The sequence below is a fragment of the Flavobacterium sp. SLB02 genome (assembly GCF_009664855.1).
Taxonomy (GTDB): Bacteria; Bacteroidota; Bacteroidia; order Flavobacteriales; family Flavobacteriaceae; genus Flavobacterium.
Genome location: NZ_CP045928.1, coordinates 5,866,518 through 5,893,043 on the forward strand (window position 1 = coordinate 5,866,518; position 26,526 = coordinate 5,893,043).

The window sequence follows — 26,526 nt, forward strand, 5'->3', positions numbered from 1 at the left end:
ATTTAACCGCAATCCCGATAGCTATCGGTAGCAAAAGTTTTTATTCTTCTTTTGAATTATGAAGTTCGCAAAGCTTTGTGGCGATTTACATTGGGATCTCAGTGAAACTAATAATTTTTTAATCGTTAGAATTGGGAATTTCTTTTAAAAAATCAATCTCTTATTTATACGAGACCGCGTTAGGGATGGGAGCGGTATCCTTTTGCGTCACACTACATTTCTGGCGAAGCCTGGCCAAAACCTCTTTTGCAAAAGATTTAGCGGATAGCCCGGTCCGCGGCGGCGTAGATGCCCAAATTATTATTTTTCAATATGCACAGATAAACTTTGATCATGTGTAAAGGTGCTTTATTTTATTTTTTTAGCTTGTATAATAATTTTTGCTACTTCGATTGTAGTAAAGAGAAAATAATGCCTTAAATCTTTTGTTTTGTAATTTCGGGGTTGTGAAACCTGTTGTGATGTATTTTAAAATTCATTATTCAATTATATTGGTAAATTTGTTTTAGCAATAGTTTAAATCATGACGGAATTATTAGATGTAATAGATAGCTTTCAAGAACTGGATTCGGAAACGGAGCAAGCGGTAAGAAAGTATTTTATCGAAGAAAAATTTCAAAAGGGCGAATTTATAATTACTGAGGACAAAATATGTTCTAAAATTTATTTTATCAAATCGGGTTTGGTTCGTAGGTTTTACCTGGAAGATGGTGTAGAAGTTACAAAATGGATTTATACCGATAATCAATTTATTACGTCGTTGAGTAGTTTTTTTGAACAGAAACCTTCGTTCGAAAATTTTCAGGCTTCTGAAGAGACTATTTTATATTCTTTGTCCTATGACGATGAACAAATTTTATTGGAATATCCTTTATTTTCTAAGTTCCATATTAAGCTGTTACGTTTTTATCTGTCTAAATTAAATGAGTTTCATCATTTCTATGCATCGATGAATGCTCAGGAAAAGTATTTGTATTTGCTAAACACATTACCTCAAATTATTTTAAAAGCTAAGTTGAAGGATATTGCCTCTTTAATTGGGGTAAGTCCGGAGACTCTGAGCAGAATCAGAACTCAAATTAATTGACTTTAGATCAATAAATAAGATTTATTTCTTTGCAACATTTGTATTCTATACAAAATAAAATAAATTGAAGAATATTGTGATTGGGCAAAAGGCTATAATTGGAAAGAATGTACACATTGGAAATTTTACAACTATCGAAAATGATGTCGTAATTGGAGATAATACCTGGATTGGTAATAATGTGAACATTTTGAATGGTACAAGGATTGGGGAAAATTGTGAAATACATGCGGGAGCTGTTTTAGGTGGAAATCCGCAAGACTTGAAATACAAAGGAGAATATACTTTACTTCAGATTGGGAACAATACGATTATTAGAGAATTTGTAACGATCAACAAAGGAACGGCATCAAAAGGTAAAACTATTATTGGTTGCGACAATTTAATTATGGCGAATACGCACATTGGTCACGATTGTTGTATTGGTAATAATTGTGTTATTGGATTTAATGTTGGAATGGCCGGAGAAGTTATCGTTGGTGATTGGGGTAATATAAGTGGCTTGACAGCAATACATCAGTTCTCAATTATTGGGCAACATTCTATGATTAGCGGAATGAGCCGTATTGTAAAAGATGTTCCTCCTTATGTTTTAGCATCACGGGAGCCTTTGTCTTATTGTGGTTTAAATATAGTTGGATTGAAAAGAAGAAGCTTTGAAAATGAAAAGATTAATGAGTTAAAAGATATTTATCGTATTATTTTTCTGGAGAAACGCAATACAACTAATGCTTTACATCTGATAGAACAAAATTTTAAACAGAGTATAGAACGTGATATCATTTTAACTTTTATTAGACAGTCAACCAGAGGAATTATAAAAGGAACAGTTGAATAAAAAAGCTTCATTAATATTAAATGAAGCTTTTACGAGATCTTGTGGAATTATTTTACTTTATAAACTTCAATTGATTTTATTATACGTATTTATTTGTTTTTTTATTCAGATATAAAATACCATTCATATTCTTTTGTCATTTTGGCTAATAGAAGGATCAAAATGACTACATCTCAGATAACACTTCTTCAGACTTTTGCTTTATAATTTTAAAACAATAAAAAAAATGCAAAAGACAATTTTTATTACAGGAGCTTCATCTGGTTTAGGAAAATCAACAGCAAAATTATTTCAGAGTAAGGGTTGGCGCGTAATTGGGACAATGCGCAATCCTGAAAATGAAACGGAATTAAATAAACTCAAAGATGTAATTCTACTTCCTTTGGATGTAAGCAATCAGGATCAGATAATTTCGGTTATTGAAAAAGTGAACCATTTATATTCTGTAGATGTTGTGATGAATAATGCAGGATATGGTTTAATAGGGGTATTGGAATCTTTAGATGATGAACAAATTCAACGTCAGATAACAACAAATTTATTGGGTGTTATAAGAGTTTCTAAAGCTTTTACTTCTCACTTTCGTGAAAGAAGGAGCGGTATGTTTATCAATATTACTTCTACTTTTGGATTGATAGGATTTCCAATGTGTTCTGTTTACAGCGCTACAAAATTTGCTATCGATGGTTTTTCCGAAAGTATGGCTTACGAACTGGCTCAGTTTGGGATTCAAGTTAAAGTTATTGCGCCAGGCGGAATGCAGACTGATTTTGCTGTTCGATCTATGGAGACAGGACAACATGATGCTTATGAAAAATTAACAGCCGAAGTAAGTAAAGGTTACAGTCCCGAAAAAATAAGCAATTATACTAAGGTAGAAGACATTGCTGAAATTGTCTATCAATCGGCTACAGATAATAAAAATCAATTGCGATATGTTGCAGGTAATGATGCAAATCAATTGTATGATGAACGACTAAAATTGGGAAGTGAAACTCAGGTTCAGAATATTAAAACAATGTTTACTTTTTAAATTTTAAATGAAAATGAAAAATCAGGCTATAGAACTAACTACCTTTAGATTAAATAACTGTACTATCGATCAATTCATCGTGGCCAATAAAGTGGTTGATGCATTTTTAAAGCGACAAAAAGGATTTGTGTCGAGAAGTATTTTTGAATTAAAAAAAGGTATTGTACACGACCTGCTTGTATGGAGAAATGCTGAAGACGGTACAAATGCTATGCACAAATTAATGACCGAACTCAGCGATTCTATTGTGCATGACTTAATTGATCAAAACACTGTGAGTTGGAATATTACGCCTGTAGAACATTTTGTAAATTTGGGAAAGTAAAAACCTTAAAAGTAGAGCAGTAATAAAAACAGCAACAATGAAAAATCAGCCTAAAATATTCCATACAATATCTGAACTGCATGTTGCTATGGGGCAGCCTAAGCCAATGCATCCGCTTATTAGTATTCTGAATTACGGAGAAGCCATTTTTGATCCTAAGGATTTTGAACAGGGAATTATTTTGGATTTTTATAAAATTTCTTTTAAAACTAACTTCTCAGGAAAATTACGATATGGTCAGGGTTTTTATGATTTTGAAGAAGGAGGAATGTCTTTTGTTTCTCCAGGACAAATCTTGAGAATGCAGGATGAAGAAGCGGATTATAGTGGAATGTCATTGCATATTCATCCCGATTTTATTCGTCCGTATGCTTTAAATAATACTATTAAAAAATATGGCTTTTTTAATTATTCGGCATCTGAAGCTTTGTATTTATCAGAGCGGGAAAAGCAAACAATCTTAGGAGTTTTTGCTTCTATACAAAATGAGCTTAAGGAACGTATAGATAATTTTAGTCAGGATGTTATCCTATCTCAGATAGAGCTTTTGCTTAATTATAGTAATCGTTTTTACAATAGGCAGTTTATTACGCGCAAAGCAGTGAATCATGATGTATTGGCTAAATTAGAAAATGAAATAAATGATTATTTTGATCAGGAGAAAACATTGATAAAGGGCGTGCTGACCGTACAGTTTTTGGCGGAGCAATTGAATCTTTCACCAAGATATCTGAGCGATTTGTTACGCAATCTTTGTGGTCAAAATACACAACAGTTTATTCATGATAAATTAATTGAAAAAGCAAAAGAATATATTGCAAACGGGACTTATTCAGTTGCAGAAATTGGATATAAATTAGGATTCGAACATCCGCAATCGTTCAATAAATTATTTAAAAAGAAGACCAGCTTAAGTCCTGTCGCATTCAAAGAATCATTCAACAAAAATTAAACTATGGCATCGATAAATTTTGAACAATTAAAAGAACGTTCTTTAAAAATAAGACAACGTTATCACGAACTGGAACTGAATCATCATGGAAGTGAATGGACTGTAGAAGAAGATGCATTGGCTTTTTTAACAGATGCCGGCTTGGTAGGACGCCATGTAATGTCGCAACAAGGCAGATGGCCAAAAGAAAATACAGAGAAAGAACTTAAACATAAAATAGGAGAATCTATCTGGTGGTTGGCCATTTTAGCCGAAAGGATGAATATAAATATAGAAGAAGCAACAGAAGAGTTTTTAAGTAAAACCGAAAATTTATTTGAGAAATAATATTTAGGATTTTATTTTTTTTGCCAAATGACAAATTCTTCCCTAATAACTTTGACTAACTTGCAACTATGGAACAGTTTATAGAATATATATTGCAATTTGGGAATTTAAATTCCCAACAAATCGACTTGGTTTTAAATAAAGCTACAGCATTAGAATTAAAAAAAGAGGAATATTTTTCTGAAGCTGGAAAAGTTGCACAGCAAGTAGGTTTTGTTTTAAATGGTATTGTTAGGGTTTGTTATTATAATAATAAGGGAGAAGAAATTACGAAGTACTTTATTGATGAAAATAATCTTGTAGTGGATTTGGAAAGTTTTGAAAATGAAATTGCTTCGACAGCGTATGTACAGGCAATTACAGATACTACCATTGTGGTTTTTTCTAAAAAAGACTGGAAAGAACTTTCTAATACTATCGTGAGATGGGACGCAATAGTGCATAAAGTTATTTCGAGAGCGTTAATGCAGAAAGTAGAAAGAAGAAGTCCGCAAATTTCAGAAGATGCGACTACACGTTATTTAAAATTTTTAGAAATCTATCCCAATGTTGTCAATCGTGTTCCGTTATCTTATGTTGCTTCCTATTTAGGTGTTACTCAATCCTCATTAAGCAGAATAAGAAAAAATATAAGTTAAATTGCTTTTTGTCAAATGGCAAATGATTTTATTTTTAAAGGAATGACCTTTGCTTCAATAATTTAAAACAAGAAAAAAATGAATTCAGTATTAATTACAGGAGCAAATAGAAGCATTGGTTTAGAACTGGTAAAAGAGTTTTCTAAAAAAGGATTATTTGTTTATTTAGGAACCCGTGATCTTGAAAAAGGGCAGGCGGTAGTAAAAGAATTAAGCGAAAGCGGATTTGAAAATATCAAACCCATTGAAATTGATGTTACGAAACCGGACACCATTTTAGCGGCGAAAAACATTGTCGAAAGTGAGCAAGGAAAATTGGATATTCTGATCAACAACGCAGGAATCAGCGGGGAGTTTCCGCAAAGTGCTTTAGATACATCGATTAAAGACATTCAAAATGTATTTGATACTAATTTTTTTGGTGTTATCAGTGTTACTCAAGCATTTTTGGAATTTCTTAAAAAATCGGAAAGTCCAAGAATAAGTAATATTACCTCGGGACTAGGATCTCTGACCTTGCATAGCGATCCAGCGTGGAAATATTATAATTTTAAAGCAGCAAGTTATGTTACATCAAAAGCAGCTTTGAACGCCTATACTATTGCATTGGCGTATGAGTTGAGAGAATTCCCTTTTAAAGTAAATGCAATTGATCCGGGTTATACGGCTACAGATTTTAATCATCATAGTGGTCCGGGTTCAGTAGAAAGTGCTGCGGCTTTTATTATCAAACATACTTTTACAGATGAAAATGCGCCTACAGGACAATTTTTTAGTAATGATATAGAAGATGAAACCGGAATAAGCCCGTGGTAAAATATTTCAAAATTAGAGTACAGATTCAAATGGAGTTTAAATCTGTTCTCTAATAAAATACACTTTAGATGAAAAATTTATCAGTCTTACTGTTTTTTAGTTTGAATCTATACTTTTTACATCAATAATTTCTTTTATATAAACAGGCTTTCCTGTTGCCGAAAAACCTTCTAATACTACTTCAAATTTACCGGAAACATCCGATGTGTAAAATTGAATATTTGAGTTAATTGCACTTAAATCAGCATTTGGCAGCCATAAAAGTTGATGTCTATAGTCAGGAATTCTTGTGTTTTTATCTTGAGTATAATCAGGTTGGAAATATCTTTTTGTATCTACTGGTCTTAAAAGCTGAGGCTTTATTATGTAGCTTCCACTAAGTTTTGTTTCATAATCACCTTTCTTTGTTGTAAAGAAAAGTAATCCGTTAAATGACTTTGCTTCATAGTAGTAAAGACCTTTTACAACATTTACGCTATAGAGATTTTTAGGATTGTATGTAAAAAAATCATTCAAATTTTCAAGTATCAATCCGTCAACAACGACTAATGGAGGTAATGTTGAGTTGAAAGTTTGATTATGATCGTAAACCAGTAAACTATAATTATCTTTCTCTTTTCTAAAAACTACACTAGTTATAATTTCGGTAACGGTTTCTTCCATTGTTGGAAATCTGGTAAAATCATCAAATTTATATTCGATAGTTGAAGTGCCAAAAAATGGAACAAATTTATCATTATTAATTATGCTATCCTTTTTTGTATTATAATATGCATTTTCTATCTGACTTGAAATTAATCTTTCAGTAATGTTTTTATTTGATTCTGAATTTAATTGAAGAGCAGGAAATACTAGCGAAGAAAAGTCCGTTTCCTTAGGTTCGTCAATTTCGATACTATAATTTTCTTTATTGTCTCCAAGTAATTGAATTACGATATTGGGGTTTGTATTTGCTTTTTCTAAATTAAAAGTAAATCGCCCTTGTTCATCTGTTTTAGCTATTTTTAAATCATAATTTTTTCCAACAATCGATAAAGCTACTTTTTGGTTATTTATTTCACCTAAATTAGATTTTATTCTTCCCTTAATAATTTCTCCTCTTAATTCCGGAAGAATAAAATCAGAAGAAATAATATTGTTAGGATTTTTGTTTTGATTTATTAACTTATAATCGTTAAATAACGCTTTCTGAACAGAAAAACCATCTGATTTTCTTACAGATATTGTATAATTTCCTTTTAAAAAATCGTCATTAGAAGTTTTAACGCTTAATTCAACTTTCTGACGATTCGCTAATATCTTATTATTAAAATTAAATGAAATATTGCTGTTAGTTGCTGGTTCTGAAATTAATACTTGACTTTGATTTGTTGTTTGTGCGCTAATTTCTTTATAAGGATTTACTATATAAATATCAGTGATAAAATAATTTTCAATATTTTTATTTAAGATCCAGTTAGTATATCCTATTATTTTATAAGTACCAGTTTCTAAAGTGGTAGGAATAAAAAAATCACCATTTCCAGTTCCGTTTTTAAGAAATATCTTTTGTGTTGTAATGGTTTTTTTATTGCTGTCAATAAGTTTAAAATACGCAACTTTGCTATACTTAGTTGGTAAATTTGTTGTTTTATTTAGGCAGGAAATGTTATATAATAAAGTTTCTCCAGTTAAAAATGAGTTACTATTGGTACTTATATAAACAGTTTCGTTAAGATTTGTATCAACTTCATTCAGTTCAATTGAAGAATTATTATTTTGAGCAAAGATTATTTGCTTGCAGCTCAATAATAATACTAGGACTAATATATGTTTTAATCTATCCAAAATAATGGTTTTATATTTGATGAAAAAGATGTGCAATCTCCGCATGCAACAGGATACAATATGTAGATTGTTGGTTTGCTTGGGTAGTAGATTTTGCTGTTTGTACTAATGAAATCAAGAATTTCATTGCCTCTACAAAGAAAAGCAGGATCTTCATTAAAGCAATAGTTATAAAAGTAAAGGTCAGGTGCTTCTTTAACAATTTGACTTTCATCAGGGCAGTGATACTGATATTCCGGAATTTTTTCTTTAGGAAAAATATCTATAAAATTAAAAAACAGTCTTTTTTCTGAATATGAACTTACATCAAAAAATCCAATGACCTTTTCTCGTGGATTATCAACAGATTTAATATTTCCTGCGAAAAACCCCGGTTGCGTTTGTGAGAGTAAGCTTCCGGAACTTGATATACTTTTTAATGTTTCGTAGTACGTATACGAAGCAAGGCTTTGAACATACTGTTTTACAAGAATACTGTATCTGTTTCTAATATAATTATCTGTACTGCTAATAAATCTTACAGGGAAATTTACCACCTTGTCTGAAGATAAATTATTCGTACTTGTTAAAAGTATAGTGTTTGATTTTTGACTTGAGAAACAAACTCTGGCTTCTGTGGTTCTTTCCACAAAAATGATTTCACCTTTAGGTTTAGATCCTGCAGGAAACATGTTGGCAACAGCTTTCTGTGGAAACCATTTCGGAGCAATAATTTTAGATGTTTCTTCGTATTCGTATCTGTAGTATTTAGATGTATTTGTTGGATCGGTACTATTTACAGTTATTTCTACGCCCAAAATATTATTTTTGGTTACTGCTTTGGCCTCAACACTTTCAAGTGGCGTTTGCGTAGTTAATTTTTCAGTAGTGGAAACATATGATTTTCCATTTTTGGTTAGAACATGCAATTGATATTGTCTTTCCGGACTTGCCTGAAATTGTGTTGCAGAAATATATGAGCTGTCACCTTCTTCAAATTCATATCTGTTGTTTGCGTCATCAGTCACATATACAACAGCTTCAGTTTCAAATTTAGGAGTACTTTCTTCAAGAGTATATGTTCTTGATATTTTTATTTCCTGAAACTTGTATTCATTCGTGATGGTTGCTTCAATAACAATAACATCTTCAAAGCCATTGGCCTGATAGTTATACGGAGTTGTGCATCCAAAAACTGATGCAAGCAGTATCGTTATAAGAAATCTATAGTAGAAGATTTTTTTCATAACTCTTTAAAATTTAAAATTATAAGTAATAGTTGGTATTGGAACTGCAAAAATTGACGTTTTGTAGGCTTTAACTTTTCCGTCCTCTGTTACAAAAAAGACAGAGTATGGATTGTTTCTTCCTAACACATTATAAATTGAAATATTCCAAAAACTATGTGCTAATTTTTTTATTTTATGATTCCCTTCAATGTTTAAGCCAATGTCCAGTCTATAGTAATCAGGTATTCTGTATTTGTTTCGGTCACTATATAATGTGTATTCTATCCCATTGTAATCGTATTTACCAATAGGGTAAGTTACTGGTCTTCCGGTTTGATATACAAAATTAGATGAAAAACTATATCTATGAGTAAATTTATAATTCATCACAATGCTAACATCGTGGGGTTTATCAAAATTTGAAGGAAAAAATTCTCCGTTATTTACTTTTTCATCATAAAACTGACTGTTCAGTTTTATTAAAGATCTTGAATATGTGTAGCCAATCCATCCATTAAGCTTGCCGTTTGGCTTCTTTAGTAAAAATTCTACTCCATAAGATTTTCCGTCTCCTTGAAGTAATTCGGTTTCTAAATCCTGGTTTAATATAATATTTGCACCAACCTTATAATCTAATATGTTTTTAGATGTTTTATAATATCCTTCTAAACTTAATTCGATATCATGGTTTTCTAATTTTTTAAAGAGACCTAATGAGTACTGTATTCCACTTTCTGGTTTTACGTTTAAATCAGATAATTTCCAGGTATCTGTTGGAGCTTGAGTAGAGTTGTTTGACAATAGGTGGATATATTGAAAGTTTTTATCGAAACCTGCTTTAATAAAAAATGAAGGATCAAAAATATAACGTAATCCAATTCTGGGCTCAAAACCTCCTGAAGTATTTATGACTTCATTATTGCCATAAGTTCTCTCTTCAATAACTGTAGATGGAGTTAAAGGTACGTTTTCCTGATATATTTTTTGAGTTGATCTTCCTAAAGCAGCATACAATGAATATCTTGCGCCAACATCAAGTAATAATTTCTCGGTAATTTGAAATTTATCTGAGAAATATGCTGCAGATTCTAATCCTTTTTCGTCATCAACTTTTATTGGGGTTATCAAAGAAAACGATCCGTTTGGTGTCATTTCTCCAGGATTAACCTTGTAAAGTTTAGTTTGAATTCCATAAGTAAATTTATGTTTTGCGTTGTATGAAGTGTTAAATTTTATACTAGCCTGAGTTTCGTTTATCTTATATTTAAAAAGAAAAGATTCCGGATTGGTTGAATTGTAATTAATACTAAAGTTATATTCACTGTTACTTACATTAAATTCGGTGTTCGTTTTTTCACTGAAATTATGCTTCCATTTCAAAGAAATAAGTCTGTTACTGTATTTATATAAAGAATCAGGTGTTATATTATAAGCATCTCTACTATAATAGGCAGTTCCCTCAACTGAATTGTTTTGATTTATTTTATGATTGTATTTTGCAAATAGATCATAAAAAGAAGCCTGGCTGTTTTTAAGATTTTCATCATCTAAAGATTTAAGAATCCAGTCAGAATAAGTTGCTCTTCCTCCAACCAATAAACTTGCTTTTCCTTTTACAACAGGAATTGAAGCGGTTAAATTACTCGTTACAGGTCCAATTCCACCTTCTCCAGAGATTTTGTCTACATTTCCATTTTTAGAAGTAATGTCAAATACAGACGATAGTCTTCCTCCAAATTCAGATGGAATACCACCTTTATAGATGTCTACTTTATTTATAGTATAAGGATTAATAGATGAAAAGAATCCAAATAGGTGAGTAGGATTATAAAGAGTTGCATTGTCTAAAAGAAGTAGATTTTGATCTTCTTTTCCTCCACGAACACTAAATCCTGATGAGCCTTCTCCTGCTGTTTTTATTCCTGGAATTGTTAGAGCGACTTTTAAAATGTCACGTTCACCAAGAACAAGCGGAATGTTTTTTAAACCTTCTGCTTCTAATGTTGTAACTCCAGTAATTGCTGTTCTAATATTTTGGCTGTTTTTGCCTTTTACTACAACTTCATTCAGCTGGTTTATTTTTTCGATAATAGAAAAATCTAAAGTTCCATTGCTGTAAATCATTATTTTTCTCGAAGTATTTTTATAGATTAACGATTCAACTTCAATAGTATTTATACCAGTAGGAAGTTTTAAACTATAAAAACCTGCAGCATCAGTTGTCGCAATGATTTTTGTGTTTTTTACTTTTACCGTTACATCAGCAAGAGGTTTATTATCCTTTAGGTCTGTTATAATACCAGATAAAGTATAAAAATCTACTTCAGTTTCTTCTACTTGCTCTTTACCAATTAATGCAATGTGATTATCTTTTGCATTTGGCTCATTTTTACCAATTGAGTCATATTGCTGAAAGAATACAGGAGTTTGTATGTTTCTGGAATCAGCCGCGCCTTTTACAGGGTATTTATTATAAATAACACTGTTTTTAGTAAAGATGATTTTATTTTTATCCACAAAAAAATTAAGATCTGTGTCCTTGAATATTTTAAACAATATTTCGTCTATTGTTTTATTTTGGAAGTTGCCAGAAATTAAAACAGTATTATCAAACCACTCTTCTTGAAAGTAAAATTTGTAATTTGTCGAAGCCTCAATTTTTTTTAAAACTTCGATTTGATTAATGTTGCTGTAATTAATATTAATAGTTGGTTTTGAGTCTTGTGAATACATTAACTGATTTAAACCAAAAAAAAGTAAAATAATAGTAAAAATTCTCATTTAATTATTTTCTAGAAATTAAAAATTGTTAATGTATTTTATTAGATTTTTCATAAATAAAACCTGATTGGTCTTTCTTAAATCCTTATTCATAAGAAAGAAATCATTTATTTTTCTTTTTTGATCAGGATATAATTTTATGATTTCTTTTTTATCATTAATTAAGGTAAGTTTATTATCTTTTAATAGTAAATAGTCATTATGAGATTTATAATCGACGAAAACAGAATAGTCTTTTATGACATCTTTTTTCTCCTTATTATATTTTATGTATAAAACATCATTATTTCCAACTATAATTTCTTCATAATAACCAGATTTAAAGTTGGTAGATGTTTGCTTTATATTGATGAAATTTTCATTGTCAATTTTAAAAGAATCAACTTTTTCTTTAATAAGATTGATTTGTATGTTTGGTGATTCAATGTAAGGTCTAGCTATTAGCTGATCATTAAAAAGATCATATTTTAAGTCTAAATTAAAGTAGCTTTGACCTTCATAAATAATACTGCCATTTTTGAATTCGGTAGTATTATAATAACGATGCGAATCATTTATTGTTCTGTCAAAATTTAAATGTCCGGTCCCATTATTGTAATTCAGAGATTCTTTACCTAAATTTTTGTCGAACCAATTGTAAGTTAAAACTTCATTATTATTTTGGCTGAAAATTTTTGGAGTGTTTAGGAATAATCCAAATAGAAATATATAAAGAAGTTCTTTTTGAAGTTTTTTCAAAAGATTAAATATTAAAGGTTTTGGTTTCGTTTTTGGTTTTGGTTTTCAAAAATATTAAAAAATATTAGAAAAAACCTATAAATATTTTAAATTTCGTTAAATAATATTAAAAAGCAAACGTGTAATGTTTACAATTTTAACAAAAGTGAAAAATAAGAATAAACAGAGGTTAGCCCTTGGTGAAAAAATAGAAAAGTCTTTAAATTTTAAAAACCTCCAAAGTCAATGACTCTGGAGGTTTCGTTTTTATTTCTTCCTTCTTAAGGAAATAATGGTTTGAAGAATGACAGAAGTCATCACGAAAAATAATCCAAGGTAAAATGATTTGCTCATTTCCTTGCCTTCATTAAAAAATACAAATGCTAAAATTATCGCATAAATAGGTTCTAGGTTAAAGGTAAGATTGGTTGTAAAGGCAGGTATTTTTTTTAATGCCTCGGCAAACAAAACATAGAGGCCAACGGTACAAAATAATGACAGCAATATCAGATAAAAAAAGTCGCTTCCGTTAGGGATTAAACTTTCAACAGGAAAAAAGATCAAATAAAAAGGCATTAAAATTCCTAAACAAATTGTTCCGCCAATCATTTGATAATAATTGATGACTTTACTGTCGTAGGTTTTTACCAAACGCTCATTGTAAATGGTGTACAAAGCGGCAAATGCAGATGAAACGCAGCCTAATAAAATTCCGGTATGATAAGAACTATCAAAATGGAAAATCAGACTGATGCCAAATAATGTGATGACACTAAAGATTAATTGAGAAAAAACGAGTTTGTTTTTATTGATCAAGGGTTCGAAAATCGCCGTAAAAAAGCTGGTAAGGCAATAACAAACTACTCCAATAGAAATACTTGAATATTTTATACTGGCATAAAAAAATGCCCAATGAATGGCTATAAAAAAACCGATTTTAGCAATATTTAATTTTTCCCGAATATTGATTTGAACCAATGTTTTGGTCAATTGGATAAGAAAAAATAAAATAATGGCAGAAAAGAAGGTTCTATACCAAACTAAAAGTCCTTCATTAAGAGAAATGAGTTTACCGAAAATACCGGTAAAACCCGAAAGTAGTACAGCTAAGTGTAACTTTAGATATGAATTTTTCATGAAAAGTGTCTGCTCGAAACCGAACAAGATTTAATTAATTACTAGTTAAATATGAAATACACAGAAACAGTTGATATGCTATCAACTTGTAACTTCATCTCATTTTAGAAAGAAATTAAACTCTTGGCGGAGGAAGACAACCTTTTCTATTCATTGTTTTTATTTTTTCAAATGTATGAAAATTTGAGTGATACTCTAAATTTGACGACGTTTTTTTTATATAATAATAGACGTTAAGAGGAGAAATTTTATATTGGAAGTAAAAAGAAATTAATCACCAATAATTTTTTTTCGATGCTCTATGCCCCAATCTGTCAAATTATTAATAATTGTCTGCAGTGTTTTTCCGTGATCTGTTAGTGTATATTGAACAGTGATAGGTTGCGTTTCTAAAACAGATCTTTTAATCAGTTTATTTACTTCCAATTCTTTTAATTCCTTGCTTAGCATTTTATTCGAAATGCCAACAACATCATTCAATATATCAGAAAATCTTCTTTTGTTATAATAGCAGATAGAAGAAATAATAGCAATTTTCCATTTTCCACTCAAAACATCCATTGAGTCCTGGACAGCCATCATCTCTTTTTTGTGTTGCTCTTTTTCGGGTACTGTGCATTCCATAAGGTTACTTTGTTACTTCAAGGTTACTGTTACTTTTAGTTACAAAGTTACTAAAATAAATTAAACTGCTATAAATTTGCATCAGTAACATTATAAAAAACATTAAAAATGAATAAATTAAAAAACAAAGTAGCAGTAATTACAGGTGCTTCAAAAGGAATCGGCGCTTCTATTGCTAAATATTTTGCAGCCGAAGGTGCAAAAGTGGTAGTAAATTATGCATCAAGTAAAGAAGATGCGGATAAAGTAGTAAAAGAGATTACAGATAATGGCGGAGATGCAATTGCAGTGCAAGGTGATGTCTCAAAAGAATCAGACGTAACAAGAATTTTTGAGGAAACAAAAAAAGCTTTCGGTACTTTGGATATTTTGGTAAACAATGCGGGTATTTATCAATATGCACCAATTGAAGAGTTTTCAGCCCAATCTTTCCACTCGCAGTTTAATATTAACGTTTTAGGATCATTGCTTTCTATTCAGGCTGCTTTAAAATCATTTGGTGAAAAAGGTGGGAATATTATCAATGTTAGTTCGGGAGCAAGTAATACGCCTCTTCCAACAGGATCTGTATATTCAGCAACTAAAGCAGCTCTGGATGCCATTACAATTTCATTATCTAAGGAATTTAGCGGAAGAAACATCCGCATCAATTCTATTTTGCCTGGGATTGTAGAAACAGAAGGTTCACGTAGCGCAGGTTTTATTGGTAGTGATGCCGAAACAAAATTTGTTGCCACTACGCCGCTTGGTCGTACCGGACAACCTGAAGATATTGCCAAAGTAGCGGTATTTCTTGCTTCTGAAGATGCAGGTTGGATTACAGGTGAAAAAATTTCTGTTTCAGGGGGTATTTACGGTCTTTAATTTCATCGATTAAAAAATTAAAAAGAAACAAAATGAGCAAATTAAAAAATAAAGTAACAGTAGTTACAGGCGGTAATAGTGGGATTGGATTTGGCATAGCAGAAGCATTCAAAAAAGAAGGTGCCGTTGGTACTATTACAGGAAGAAATGAGAAAACATTAAACGATGCTGTAGCGATTCTGGGTTCAGATTTTATTAGCATTCCAGGCGATGTTACGAATAGTAATGACTTGGAAAATACATTCAAAAAGACCTTTGATAAATTTGGTGAAATTGATGTATTAGTAGTAAATGCGGGAGGTGCTATAGATGGTGTAGAAATGGGAACCATAGAGAATGCTACAGAAGAAAGTTATGACAGCTATATGAATTTGAATCTGAAAAGTGCCTATTTCACGGTGCAAAAATCACTGCCGTATTTGAATGATGGTGCATCCATTATATTGATCGGATCAAGTGCGGCTCATCGTGCAGCACCAGGTATGGCTATTTACTCAGCAGCAAAAGCAGCTATTATATCATTGGCTAAAGGTTTGTCTTTGGATTTGTTATCAAGAAAAATACGCGTCAATGCACTTTCACCTGGTTCTATTGATACACCTGTTTTTGGAAAAATCGTGCCAGAGGAACATGTAGAGCAAGTAAAACAAATGTGGATCGATATCACACCTGTAGGCAGACAAGGACTTCCTTCTGATATTGGAAAAGCCGCTGTATTCCTGGCATCTGATGATTCAGCTTTTATAGTAGGCACCGAAATCTTATCTGATGGCGGTTTGACAAATATTAGCCTGATGAAATAATTATCATACAACTATAAATGATTAATCTAACGAATTGATCTTAATGTAGGGCTACAATATTAAATATCAAATTTCAACCTAAACCCTCCGAAATCAAATGACTTTGGAGGGTTTTGATTTGTAAACCAATTAGGAATAGCTTATTAATTGTAGTAAAATGTTATATTCGTTAAAGTGTTTAAAAAACTGAAACTTTTGACATTTTTTTAATAATATTATTTATTGAAAAGCTTAAACTTTTCCAAAAACAAAAAACTAGGAGATATTGCTTTAAAAAACAATAAATTGAGAACTATTCAATTTCCTGATGTGATGAATATTGAGCATTCAAGTCTATCGAAAGATTTATTAGAAGATAAAACGATAAGCCGCCTAATGCAGATGGGTTTAGTTTTTGAAGAATAATTTGCAACAATATTTGCTTAAAAGTATTCCAATGCGCAAGCAACTAAAAAGTTGTATTTGTGTTGTAGCTTAGAATAGTAAAAAATACAGTATAACATTAAAAACATAAATTATGAAAAACAAAATTTACTGCATGACATTATTATTTATTAGTACCTTAATAATTTCCTGTTCTTCAGATGAAAGTTTGAGTTATAAAAACGATTTTCAAAGCAGTCAGGCTACGTGGTTTAATTTTAAAGAATCTTCGAAAAATTCATATAAATATGTTGTTGTGGGAGGTTCTGTATTTGCAACGTACAGCTGGTAAACTACAATAACAGTATCTAATGGAAAAATCATATCCAGAAATTTTAAATATATTGGTAATACAGCCAATATTCCGGCAGAACAATTAGAGAGGACAGAGAATGAAAGCGAAATAAATAGTCATCAAAATTCAGGTGCTGCCGCTGCTTTAACATTAGACGAAATCTACGCAAAAGCGAAAGATGAATGGCTAGTGAAACGAAAAAATGTAACGAATTATTTTGAAGCAAAAAATGATGGACTAATATCGCAATGCGGATATGTCGAAAAAGGCTGTATGGATGATTGCTTTGTTGGGATTACCATAAAAAGCATTGAACGTTTATAAGTTGAAGAGATTAAGATTTTTTATTGCTGATGTAAATGAGTTAATCGACGTTTAGTATAATAGAGGAAATGTAATTATGAAAATTAGATTTTTAATTTTGCTTTTGGTTATTTATAGTTGCGAAACTAAAACAGAAAAAAGTATTTCGAAAAAAACGAAAATAGAAAAACCTATTACGGATAAAATAGAAATATATAACAGAAAATTTTTTGTGGGGGATCTTGATAATGATAAAATTAATGATACGGCATTTGTAAATTATAAATGGAATGTAATAACAAGTGAAATTGAATGCGGAAGAAATAGTTGTGATATAGATATTGAATTTAAAGATAATATTCCTAAAATAAGTTTTGCTCAAAGTTTAGGGATCTTTGTAGTGAAAACTGAAGATGTTAATAATGACAAGGCAAACGAAATAATAGTTTTTTCAAGGACAAATGAAGGTTGGTGGAATAATATTTCAATCTGGTCATTTAAAAATAGAATCTGGCATATGATCGCAAAAACTAATGCATTCATATCAGAAGACAAGGATTTTGAAAATCGGATAATTAAAGAAAAAGGAAAATATTATTTAATTGGCCAAGATAAATGGGAAGAAGATGAAAACGGAAATTTTAAAATAATAAAAGTGAAATTGAGTAATTGATTAATAAGAACTGCAACTATATTTTTTCTCAATTTTAAGAGTTCATTTATTGCGGCATTATATTTGTCTTGCGTGAAGAAGCTAACAAGCTTTAAACAACAATTAATAATTCTTTAATCAAATGGAAAATAAAATTATTATCCCAAAACCCTGCAGTCAAAATTGGAATTCAATGATACCAAATAAAGAGGGCAGATTTTGTAATTCTTGTAGTAAAACAGTAATTGATTTTACGAAAATGGAGAATACTGAAATTAAAAATTATTTGATTGAAAACTCAGGAAAAGAAAGTATTTGTGGCCATTTTAAGTTTGATCAAATTAAGAATGACAATAGTTTCAAATATGATAACTTGAGAAATAGAGTGAGCAGAATTAGGATTAAACCAATTAAGAAATTAGTCTTGTTTTCCTTGAGTCTTCTTTTTTCTTTATCAAGCTGTATGGGAAAAGCAGTAATAGATGGAGAGCCAGCAGTAATCGATAATGATACAATTAGTGATAATGAAATCATCAATAAAGAAAAGGATACACTAAAACCGAATGATTCCATAAAAAGTGAAATTATTCAGGTAAAAGAGAAAAAATAACAAAGCGAATTTCGTATCAACGTTAAATGTTGTAGAAAAACATAGAAAAAATATACTCACTAATTATTTTTTACCGCACAGGGCGCATTTCCGATAGTTATCGGGATTCGCAGAGTTCACGGATTTAAGTTGTGTTTATACACTAAGTGTACAAAGCTTTGAGAATTTTGTGTTTTTACTAAATTTAGTATATTTCTAGATTTCTTCTTATTCAGATTATCTAATCTTTTTGCCTAATCCCCAAACTTTGCGTTTGATCCCAAAATTAAGGGATCACAGATGGACGCAGAAAAGTGAAGTTTTTTCGAACCATAAAAAAACCTCTAAAATCAAAAGACTTTAGAGGTTGCTTAAAATTGGTGGGCGATGAGGGGTTCGAACCCCCGACCCCCTCGGTGTAAACGAGGTGCTCTGAACCAGCTGAGCTAATCGCCCTATTTTACTAGGTTGCTATCGTTTGTGATTGCGAGTGCAAATATAAGGCACTTTTTCAGTTCTGCAAACAAAACCCGCTAAAAATTTAAAGTTTTTTTAAAGTTTTTTCTATCTCGTTGTAATTGAATTTATTATAAAAGAAGTTTTTTTAGTCTTTTTCAGACAATTTAAAATTCCGTTAGTTTAATGGCAATTCGGCAACAACAAAAGTGCTTCCGCCAACATAGATAAAATCATTTTCTGTGGCGTTTTGCTTCGCAGCAGTGAAAGCTTCGGCTACAGAATCGTATTTCTCTCCTAATAAATCATGTTTTTTAGCCGCTTCTTTCAGGATTTCAGTGTCTAAACCTCTCGACGAATCAGGCCTGCAGAAATAGTAGTGCCCATTTTTAGGAAAAAGAGGCAAAATAGCATCCAGATCTTTGTCGTTTACAACTCCCAAAACAATATGTAAACGATCAAAAGTTTCTTTTTGAATCTGATTCATCACAACCGCCAAACCATGTTTGTTATGTGCCGTGTCGCAAATGATTTTCGGATTTTCGCCCAATTGCTGCCATCTTCCTTGTAAGCCCGTATTTTTTACCACCTTCAATAAACCAGATTTCAGACTTTCATCAGAAACCTTAAATTCATTTTGAGAATTCAAAACAGCAATAGTTTCCTGAACCGTTTTCTTATTATGAAATTGGTAATCCCCAATTAAATCCGAAGGGAAAACTTCAGCAATTAAATCAGCAGCAAAATATATAGTCGCTTTGTTTTCTTCGGCTTTAGCCAAAAATACAGGCTGAGTTTCATTCGTATATTCACCAATAACAACAGGAACATTAGGTTTAATAATTCCGGCCTTTTCACCAGCAATTGCTGACGGAGTATTGCCTAAAAATTGAGTATGATCTAAATCGATGTTCGTAATAACCGAAACCAAAGGCGTGATAATATTAGTAGCGTCTAATCTTCCGCCAAGACCCACTTCGATAATTGCAATATCTGTTTTCTCAGAAGCAAAATAATCAAAAGCCAAACCAACCGACATTTCGAAAAAACTCATATCATTCGCTTCAAAAAAATCCTTGTGTTTGGCGACAAATTCACAAACAAAATCTTCCGAAATTTCTTCACCATTTATTTTAATTCTCTCCCTGAAATCCTTTAAGTGAGGTGAAGTATACAAACCCACTTTATATCCCGCTTCCTGTAAAACCGAAGCCAGCATATGCGAAGTCGATCCCTTGCCGTTTGTTCCTGCAACATGAATGCATTTTAACCTGTTTTGAGGGTTATCAAGATGCGTTGCCAATAGTTTAATATTGGTCAAATCCTCCTTATATGCAGAGGCGCCCTGAAGTTGATACATCGGGAGTTGATTAAACATCCAATTCGTAGTTTCCTGATAGTTCATGTATTTTGGATAAAATAGTTGTCGATTGAAATAATTTTCGTTTTTTTTAGTTTTATATTACAGCGAAAATTATCTTTATTGCAAATTTCAAATATTTTTTAGAATTAATTATTAAAAACCAGAATTAATATATGTTTAGTTTTATTCAATTACAAACAGACACCATTGCAAACGCCGCATCAAACGTAGTTATCGAAAAAATTGCACCAAATACCGAAATCTCAGTTTTAGGATTTATCTTAAAAGGAGGTTTTTTCCTAATCCCGATTGCCCTATTATTATTCTACACCTTTTACGTTATTATAGAACGTTATCTATATATAAGTAAAGCCTCTAAAATTGATGCACGATTAATGCAGGATGTAGGAGATAAACTAAATGCCGGTAATATAGAATTGGCAAGAACAATTGTAGAAAGAAGCAATACCGCTGCAGGAAATATTCTAAAAGAAGGAGTTCTCGTGATCGGAAGACCAATTGCAGAAATAGAATCAAACATGGACCGTGCTGCCGATATCGAAATTGGAGAAATGGAAAGACGTTTGGGGCATCTGGGACTTATCGCCGGTATCGCACCAACTTTAGGATTTATCGGGACCATTTCCGGAGTTATCAAAATCTTCTACAGCATCTCAGTAACAGAAAACATTAGTATCGGAAACATTTCCGGAGGATTATACGAAAAAATGATCAGTTCAGGTTCAGGATTAATCGTAGGTATTATTGCCTATAGTGCTTACCATTTACTAAACGGAAAAATTGATGATTTTGCTTTAAAAATCCAAAAACAAATATTAGAATTTGTAAATATAATTCAAAGAGCATAAGGTATGTCTATTAAGAGAAAAAGAAGATTTCATGCCGAAGTGGCGACTTCATCATTAAGTGATATTATGTTTTTCCTGCTGTTGTTTTTCCTTATTATCTCAACACTTGCAAACCCTAATGTTATAAAAATGACTTTGCCTAAAGCGAAATCAAATGAAAAAACAAATAAGCAACTGATCAGTTTATCAGTTACCGAAGATAAAAAGTTCTACATCGACAAAGAACCCGTAGATTTTGAAAATCTCGAAACGAGTCTGATGTCAAAAATAGGAGCAGACAAGGAGCAAACCGTTGTAGTTAGAATTCCGTTTAATCTGCAAGTACAGGATTTAGTCGACGTACTGCAAATAGGAGTAAAGAACAATTTGAAGTTTGTAATTGCTACAAGTCCCAAGTAAAATGATCATTTGGGCGTGACCACAATAAAAAAATGGGCCAATCAGCATCACGTTGATTTGCCCATTTTTTTATTGCGTTCGGGCTATCAGCGCTACTTCGGTAGCCAGCTTCTATCCCTTACGCGGAAGAAAAGAGAATAGAAGAAAGAGAATAGAAAAAAGATTAAAGAAGAAGTAGTAGAGTATGTGATTGTAAGGATTTCTCCTGCGTCGAGATTACATAAAAGCGAATAAAAAAGGCTTTCTGAAATATTCAGAAAGCCTTTTTTATATATTCGAAATCCAGCAATTAGTGTAAATCAGTGCAATTCATGTTTCTTAATCCAAACTAAAATTATAAATAATCTTACCCACTTGTTTGGCAGCCGCATCAGAATCTGGTTCCCATTTTGTATTCATGGCAGCAATCTTCGCCTGATCAAGTAAACATCTTGCTGTATTTGTAGTACCTTTTATTCCCGGAGTTGCACTAATCGTTTTTCCGTTTTGATCGACTGTAATTTCAACGACAACCCTTCCTTCTTCATTGCAGGTATATTTTGGTGCCGGTTTCGATAATGCTTTTCGAGTTCCTAACGAGTATCCTGAGCCACCGCCAGAACCACCGCCGCTTCCGGCTCCGTAACCGCTTCCTGTACCAACTCCATTTCCTGTGCCGTTTCCACCGCCAGTTCCGCCACCGGAACCTCCGGCGCCATAATATCCGTTAGAACCTAAGCTTCCGTTAGCTTTTCCTTTATTTCCTGCTGCTTTATCGTCGCCATCGCCACCTTTGTTCGATCCTTTTAAAATACTTGATAAAGCATCGTTTGTAGAATTAGAAACTTTTGGTTTTTCAGGAACAGGTTTCGCTTGCGGTTTTACAACTGGAGTAGCTTTTTTAGGTTTTTCCTTTGCCGGAATTATTACATCATTCACATCGTCTTTTGTATTCTCCTGTGTTATGATCGCTTCGTCTGGAGTTGCTTTTGCAGGAGCTTGTTTAACGTTGTTTTTTATGTTTAAAACTTCACTCTTATAATTCGCTCCTGATCCTAAATCACTATCTCCAAAATTAACCGTCACGCCGCCACCGCCACCGCCTGAAGCAAGTGCTGCATTGTTCTCCGGATTATAAGGAGGCCAAAAACGAATGAAAAATAAAAGCAGCAACAAAACAGCATAAATAGCTGTAGATATTAATAGCGATTTCTTTTTATCTGAAGAATCCGTAAAAGTCATTTTGATTCTGAGTTTTGTAATAGTATATAATAAAAACGTTTAAAAGTAGTAAAAATTGTTTAAAATCAAAGAGCTGCAGCTATTTTGTAATGAGTTGTTTTCTCTCGCAGATTTGGAAGATTTAGCAGGTCAATTTTTGAAAATATACTATTTATTGATTCTTCAAAAGAAAAAATCTGCTCAATCTGCCAAATCTGCAAGAAAACTTTATTACACAGCTTGAAAATCTTTTTAATCTTAATAATCTATGGCATAAAAAAAACGAGCAAAATAATTTAGCTCGTTTTAAAATAAAAGTATAAAGAAAATTATACTAATTGTTTCAATGCAATTTCGAAAGCCGTTGCACTAATATTTGTTTTTGATGGATTTAAAGCATGAGCTTTTACAATCGCATTTTTTATAATTTCAGAAGTATCATTAAAAATAGCCTCATCTGTCATTTGAACTTTCTTCTCCATAAAATAAGCAAAAACTCTTGCCATTCCGCAGTTCGAAATAAAATCAGGAATCAAACTTACTTTATGATCTACTTCTTCCATGATTGAACCAAAGAAAATTTCCTTGTCAGCAAAAGGAACATTTGCACCACAAGAGATTACTTCTAGTCCGTTTGCGATCAGGCTGTCAATTTGGGTTTGTTGTACCAATCTTGATGCAGCGCAAGGCGTGAAAATTTCAGCACCAATGGTCCATATTTTAGAGTTGATTTCTTCAAACGGAATCATATTGTCGGCAACTAATTTGTTTCCGTCTTTATTCAGGAATAAAGTTCTTATTTCTTCAAAAGAAAAACCTTCCTCTTTGATCAATCCACCATCACGGTCAATAATCCCGATAACTTTTGCACCCATTTCAGCAAGGTAAAAAGCAGCTGCAGAACCAACATTTCCAAAACCTTGTACGATTGCTTTTTTACCTTTTATGTCTCCGCCGTATGTCGCGTAGAAATGACGAACCGCTTCGGCAACGCCATAACCTGTAATCATATCGGCAACAGTATATTTTCTGGTTACATCCGGAGAGAATTTAGGGTTTTCGATAACCTTAATTACACCCTGACGTAATTGACCAATTCTATTAATTTTATCTGCTTCGGTTGGTTTAAAATGTCCGTTAAAAACACCTTCCTGCGGATGCCATACACCACATTCTTCTGTCATTGGGATTACTTCGTGAATTTCATCTACATTCAAATCTCCACCAGTTCCGTAATAACTTTTTAATAAAGGAGAAACCGCTTTGTACCAACGTTGTAACACCCCTTTTTTACGAGGATCATTCGGGTCAAAATTGATTCCTGATTTGGCTCCTCCAATAGCAGGTCCCGAAACCGAAAATTTCACTTCCATTGTTTTGGCCAATGATAAAACTTCATTCATATCTAAGCCTTTTCTCATTCTTGTTCCTCCACCTGCAGCTCCTCCGCGAAGTGAATTAATAACAGTCCAACCTTCAGCTTCAGTTTCAGAATCTTTCCAGTTAAAAACAATTTCAGGCTCTTTATTTTCAAATTGCTGTAATAAATCTTTCATTTTGTTGAGATATGTTTAGTTTGCGTAAAAGTATAAAATAGAATAATGCGAATAATGTATTCTGTTGCAATTTTAACAAACAAAAAAAAGAAAGCCGAAAACAATGCGTTTTCGGCTTTCATATTCTGTAAAATTTAGTAGAATTTTTATATTCCCAGTAAATGTTTTTTTAGTGTTTCGTCTACTGGTTTATTAGAAAGCCAGATTCCGAACAATGCTTTTTTGAAATCGAATCCGGGAACCTTTCCTTTCAAAACTTCATTTTTATAAACATTTATAGTTTGATCAAGAGGATTGTAACCTAAAACAAAAACATCTTTTTCTTTAATAGGATCACTTAGCAATTTTTTAAAATCTTCTATTCTTGGTCGCAATTCTTCAAGATTACTTCCTGCCGATTTTTCGAAACCGGTATTCATTGCTTTGGTTAATTTGTTTGAAGAAACCATAGACGATGTAATCTCAATTCGAATTGCCATCTCAGTATCACTGTCAATAATAAATTGGGGATCCTGACTTAATTGAGATAAATACAATGCCTGAACATAAACTTCGAGCCACATTTTAGATCTTCCTCCGGCTCCGTTAAGCTGTAAAGATTTGTTTTGAAATTCAATTTTTCTAGGAACCGTAACGCCATTTACTTCTAGTTGAGTTTGGGCAGAAACGGTAGAAAATTGTATGCTTAAAAGGAGAGTAAGGAGTAGTAAAATCTTTTTCATGTTCTGTCAATTTTATAATTTTTAGGCAAAAATAATGTTAATTTATCAATTAAACGTCGTTTATTCGGGAGTTTTTTTCTTGGGGTAGTCAAGTTTTTTTTATCGTATTTAATTAATAATCAAATTAGTAAGACTTGTTTTACGTAGATTTACGTGTTTTATGACTTGTTTAATCTTTTTGCTCTGGTAAATGAGCCAAAGATCCATATGTTACCTTATTTTTAGCTGTAATTATATTCTTCAATTTTACAGAAAACGTTGCAAACTTAGCGTCTGTATTGCTAAATTTCATAATTATTACGAAAACGATATCGTAATTGTTGCAAATCTATTAAATTTATATGCACGCATTGTTAATTCCACATTTAAAAATTATCTTTGAAAGCCTTTTTTAAGGAAATAAAACAATTCAAAAAACAAAAATAACCATCAGCTAAGCGAAATTTTTAAAATTTGGTTTAGGGGAAATAATAAAACAATATAACTATGGATTTCAATCTGACCGAAGAACATTTAATGATTCAACAAGCTGCCAGAGATTTTGCTCAAAACGAATTGTTACCGGGCGTTATTGAACGTGACGAAAAACAAATTTTTCCGACTGAGCAAGTAAAAAAAATGGGACAATTAGGATTCATGGGAATGATGGTTGATCCTAAATACGGAGGTAGCGGTCTGGATGCGATTTCATATGTTATTGCTATGGAAGAAATCTCGAAAGTGGATGCATCAGCTTCTGTAGTAATGTCTGTAAACAATTCATTAGTTTGTTGGGGGTTACAGGAATTTGGAACCGAAGAACAAAAACAAAAATATTTACCGGGTCTAGCATCTGGAGAAATTCACGGAGCATTTTGCTTAAGTGAGCCGGAAGCAGGCAGTGATGCCACTTCGCAAAAAACTACTGCGGTAGATATGGGAGATCACTATATTGTAAATGGAACCAAAAACTGGATTACAAACGGAAATACAGCATCAGTTTATTTGGTAATTGCTCAAACGCATCCTGAATTAAAGCACAAAGGAATTAATGCGTTGATCATGACCAAAGATATGCCGGGTTTTTCTATTGGTCCAAAAGAACAAAAAATGGGAATTCGCGGTTCTGATACACACTCATTAATGTTTAGTGATGTAAAAGTTCCTAAAGAAAACAGAATTGGAGAAGATGGTTTCGGATTCAAGTTTGCGATGAAAACACTTGCAGGCGGACGTATCGGGATTGCATCTCAGGCTTTGGGAATTGCTTCGGGAGCTTATGAGTTGGCTTTGAAATATTCGAAAGAACGTAAAGCTTTTGGAACAGAAATTTGCAATCATCAGGCAATTGCTTTTAAGCTGGCAGATATGGCAGTAAATATCGAAGCAGCACGTCATTTGTGTATGAAAGCAGCTTGGGATAAAGACCAGCATAAAAACTATGATGTAAGTGGTGCAATGGCAAAACTTTTTGCTTCACAAGTGGCAATGGATACAGCGGTTGAAGCGGTGCAGATTCACGGAGGAAATGGTTATGTAAAAGAATACCATGTAGAGCGTTTTATGCGTGATGCAAAAATTACTCAGATCTACGAAGGAACTTCTGAAATTCAGAAAATTGTAATTTCAAGATCTGTAATTGCGGGATAAATTTAATTTCTCTTTATTATAAAAAAATACCCTTTCAGCTTTTTTAGCATCGAAAGGGTTTTTTTATGGATAATTTTTTTAATTTTCAGAATA

General features: G+C 32.1%; 27 protein-coding genes and 1 tRNA gene. 17 read left to right on the forward strand and 11 right to left on the reverse strand.

Annotated features, from left to right (window positions below; translation table 11 throughout):
- The first annotated feature begins 523 nt into the window (after positions 1–523).
- The 8 genes from GIY83_RS22415 (at position 524) to GIY83_RS22450 (ending at position 6,016) form a co-directional block, all read left to right on the forward strand.
- Positions 524–1,087, forward strand: coding sequence for a Crp/Fnr family transcriptional regulator (locus GIY83_RS22415; protein WP_194617084.1), 564 nt, complete (start codon positions 524–526; stop codon positions 1,085–1,087).
- A gap of 64 nt (positions 1,088–1,151) precedes the next feature.
- On the forward strand, positions 1,152–1,925 hold the full coding sequence (gene lpxA, locus GIY83_RS22420; protein WP_194617085.1) for an acyl-ACP--UDP-N-acetylglucosamine O-acyltransferase: 774 nt from the start codon (positions 1,152–1,154) through the stop codon (positions 1,923–1,925).
- 226 nt (positions 1,926–2,151) lie between these two features.
- On the forward strand, positions 2,152–2,958 hold the full coding sequence (locus GIY83_RS22425) for an SDR family oxidoreductase (RefSeq protein WP_194617086.1): 807 nt from the start codon (positions 2,152–2,154) through the stop codon (positions 2,956–2,958).
- 13 nt (positions 2,959–2,971) lie between these two features.
- The gene (locus GIY83_RS22430; protein WP_194617087.1) at positions 2,972–3,283 is read left to right on the forward strand and encodes a hypothetical protein; all 312 of its coding nucleotides are present in this window, start codon (positions 2,972–2,974) and stop codon (positions 3,281–3,283) included.
- Between the two features lie 37 nt (positions 3,284–3,320).
- Positions 3,321–4,235: an AraC family transcriptional regulator gene (locus GIY83_RS22435; protein ID WP_194617088.1), complete on the forward strand. Its 915-nt coding sequence runs from the start codon at positions 3,321–3,323 to the stop codon at positions 4,233–4,235.
- A gap of 3 nt (positions 4,236–4,238) precedes the next feature.
- A complete protein-coding gene (locus GIY83_RS22440; RefSeq protein ID WP_194617089.1) occupies positions 4,239–4,562 on the forward strand; it encodes a MazG-like protein in 324 nt (107 codons plus the stop codon).
- Positions 4,563–4,630: 68 nt separating this feature from the next.
- On the forward strand, positions 4,631–5,200 hold the full coding sequence (locus GIY83_RS22445; protein ID WP_194617090.1) for a Crp/Fnr family transcriptional regulator: 570 nt from the start codon (positions 4,631–4,633) through the stop codon (positions 5,198–5,200).
- Between the two features lie 78 nt (positions 5,201–5,278).
- Positions 5,279–6,016, forward strand: coding sequence for an SDR family NAD(P)-dependent oxidoreductase (locus tag GIY83_RS22450; RefSeq protein ID WP_194617091.1), 738 nt, complete (start codon positions 5,279–5,281; stop codon positions 6,014–6,016).
- A 96-nt stretch (positions 6,017–6,112) separates the two neighbouring features.
- Here GIY83_RS22450 and GIY83_RS22455 read toward each other — a convergent pair whose 3' ends face one another.
- The 6 genes from GIY83_RS22455 to GIY83_RS22480 form a co-directional block, all read right to left on the reverse strand.
- Positions 6,113–7,843, reverse strand: coding sequence for a hypothetical protein (locus GIY83_RS22455; protein ID WP_208683553.1), 1,731 nt, complete (start codon positions 7,841–7,843; stop codon positions 6,113–6,115).
- Positions 7,831–9,069 (reverse strand): DUF4249 domain-containing protein, encoded by a 1,239-nt coding sequence (locus GIY83_RS22460; protein WP_194617093.1) that lies wholly within the window; start codon positions 9,067–9,069, stop codon positions 7,831–7,833. Before GIY83_RS22460 ends, GIY83_RS22455 begins: the two co-directional genes overlap by 13 nt.
- Positions 9,070–9,075: 6 nt before the next feature.
- Positions 9,076–11,784: a TonB-dependent receptor gene (locus GIY83_RS22465; protein ID WP_228520482.1), complete on the reverse strand. Its 2,709-nt coding sequence runs from the start codon at positions 11,782–11,784 to the stop codon at positions 9,076–9,078.
- Positions 11,785–11,850: 66 nt separating this feature from the next.
- On the reverse strand, positions 11,851–12,570 hold the full coding sequence (locus GIY83_RS22470) for a hypothetical protein (RefSeq protein WP_194617095.1): 720 nt from the start codon (positions 12,568–12,570) through the stop codon (positions 11,851–11,853).
- Positions 12,571–12,816: 246 nt separating this feature from the next.
- Entirely contained in the window at positions 12,817–13,686 is an 870-nt protein-coding gene (locus GIY83_RS22475) for a DMT family transporter (RefSeq protein WP_194617096.1), read from the reverse strand.
- A gap of 270 nt (positions 13,687–13,956) precedes the next feature.
- Positions 13,957–14,310 (reverse strand): helix-turn-helix domain-containing protein, encoded by a 354-nt coding sequence (locus GIY83_RS22480; protein ID WP_208683559.1) that lies wholly within the window; start codon positions 14,308–14,310, stop codon positions 13,957–13,959.
- Positions 14,311–14,418: 108 nt separating this feature from the next.
- Between GIY83_RS22480 and GIY83_RS22485 the strand changes: the two genes are divergently transcribed.
- From GIY83_RS22485 to GIY83_RS22505, 6 genes are all read left to right on the forward strand, one after another.
- A complete protein-coding gene (locus GIY83_RS22485; protein WP_194617098.1) occupies positions 14,419–15,174 on the forward strand; it encodes an SDR family NAD(P)-dependent oxidoreductase in 756 nt (251 codons plus the stop codon).
- A gap of 32 nt (positions 15,175–15,206) precedes the next feature.
- Complete coding sequence (locus GIY83_RS22490; RefSeq protein ID WP_194617099.1) at positions 15,207–15,977, forward strand: SDR family oxidoreductase; 771 nt, start codon at positions 15,207–15,209, stop codon at positions 15,975–15,977.
- A gap of 517 nt (positions 15,978–16,494) precedes the next feature.
- Complete coding sequence (locus GIY83_RS22495; protein WP_208683562.1) at positions 16,495–16,692, forward strand: hypothetical protein; 198 nt, start codon at positions 16,495–16,497, stop codon at positions 16,690–16,692.
- Positions 16,693–16,884: 192 nt separating this feature from the next.
- Positions 16,885–17,019 carry a hypothetical protein gene (locus GIY83_RS25105; RefSeq protein WP_255474197.1) on the forward strand — a complete coding sequence of 45 codons (135 nt, stop codon included), beginning with the start codon at positions 16,885–16,887 and terminating at the stop codon, positions 17,017–17,019.
- 76 nt (positions 17,020–17,095) lie between these two features.
- Entirely contained in the window at positions 17,096–17,671 is a 576-nt protein-coding gene (locus tag GIY83_RS22500) for a hypothetical protein (RefSeq protein WP_194617101.1), read from the forward strand.
- Positions 17,672–17,843: 172 nt separating this feature from the next.
- Positions 17,844–18,260 carry a hypothetical protein gene (locus GIY83_RS22505; RefSeq protein ID WP_229029157.1) on the forward strand — a complete coding sequence of 139 codons (417 nt, stop codon included), beginning with the start codon at positions 17,844–17,846 and terminating at the stop codon, positions 18,258–18,260.
- Between the two features lie 357 nt (positions 18,261–18,617).
- Here the strand turns inward: GIY83_RS22505 and GIY83_RS22510 are convergent.
- A tRNA-Val gene (locus GIY83_RS22510) sits at positions 18,618–18,695 on the reverse strand.
- Positions 18,696–18,873: 178 nt separating this feature from the next.
- Positions 18,874–20,100, reverse strand: a complete 1,227-nt coding sequence (locus tag GIY83_RS22515) for a folylpolyglutamate synthase/dihydrofolate synthase family protein (RefSeq protein ID WP_194617103.1) — start codon at positions 20,098–20,100, stop codon at positions 18,874–18,876.
- Positions 20,101–20,231: 131 nt separating this feature from the next.
- On the opposite strand from GIY83_RS22515, the gene GIY83_RS22520 reads away from it, so the two are divergent.
- Both GIY83_RS22520 and GIY83_RS22525 read left to right on the forward strand, forming a co-directional pair.
- Positions 20,232–20,927 (forward strand): MotA/TolQ/ExbB proton channel family protein, encoded by a 696-nt coding sequence (locus GIY83_RS22520; RefSeq protein ID WP_121322285.1) that lies wholly within the window; start codon positions 20,232–20,234, stop codon positions 20,925–20,927.
- A 3-nt stretch (positions 20,928–20,930) separates the two neighbouring features.
- A complete protein-coding gene (locus GIY83_RS22525) occupies positions 20,931–21,326 on the forward strand; it encodes a biopolymer transporter ExbD (RefSeq protein WP_026983008.1) in 396 nt (131 codons plus the stop codon).
- 318 nt (positions 21,327–21,644) lie between these two features.
- Here GIY83_RS22525 and GIY83_RS22530 read toward each other — a convergent pair whose 3' ends face one another.
- The 3 genes from GIY83_RS22530 to GIY83_RS22540 all read right to left on the reverse strand — a co-directional run bounded on the left by GIY83_RS22530 (position 21,645) and on the right by GIY83_RS22540 (position 24,804).
- Positions 21,645–22,547 (reverse strand): energy transducer TonB, encoded by a 903-nt coding sequence (locus GIY83_RS22530; protein WP_194617105.1) that lies wholly within the window; start codon positions 22,545–22,547, stop codon positions 21,645–21,647.
- A 308-nt stretch (positions 22,548–22,855) separates the two neighbouring features.
- A complete protein-coding gene (locus GIY83_RS22535; protein ID WP_194617106.1) occupies positions 22,856–24,082 on the reverse strand; it encodes a Glu/Leu/Phe/Val dehydrogenase dimerization domain-containing protein in 1,227 nt (408 codons plus the stop codon).
- 146 nt (positions 24,083–24,228) lie between these two features.
- On the reverse strand, positions 24,229–24,804 hold the full coding sequence (locus GIY83_RS22540) for a chalcone isomerase family protein (protein WP_194617107.1): 576 nt from the start codon (positions 24,802–24,804) through the stop codon (positions 24,229–24,231).
- A 486-nt stretch (positions 24,805–25,290) separates the two neighbouring features.
- Between GIY83_RS22540 and GIY83_RS22545 the strand changes: the two genes are divergently transcribed.
- Positions 25,291–26,433 carry an acyl-CoA dehydrogenase gene (locus GIY83_RS22545; RefSeq protein ID WP_072960457.1) on the forward strand — a complete coding sequence of 381 codons (1,143 nt, stop codon included), beginning with the start codon at positions 25,291–25,293 and terminating at the stop codon, positions 26,431–26,433.
- Positions 26,434–26,526 lie beyond the last annotated feature (93 nt).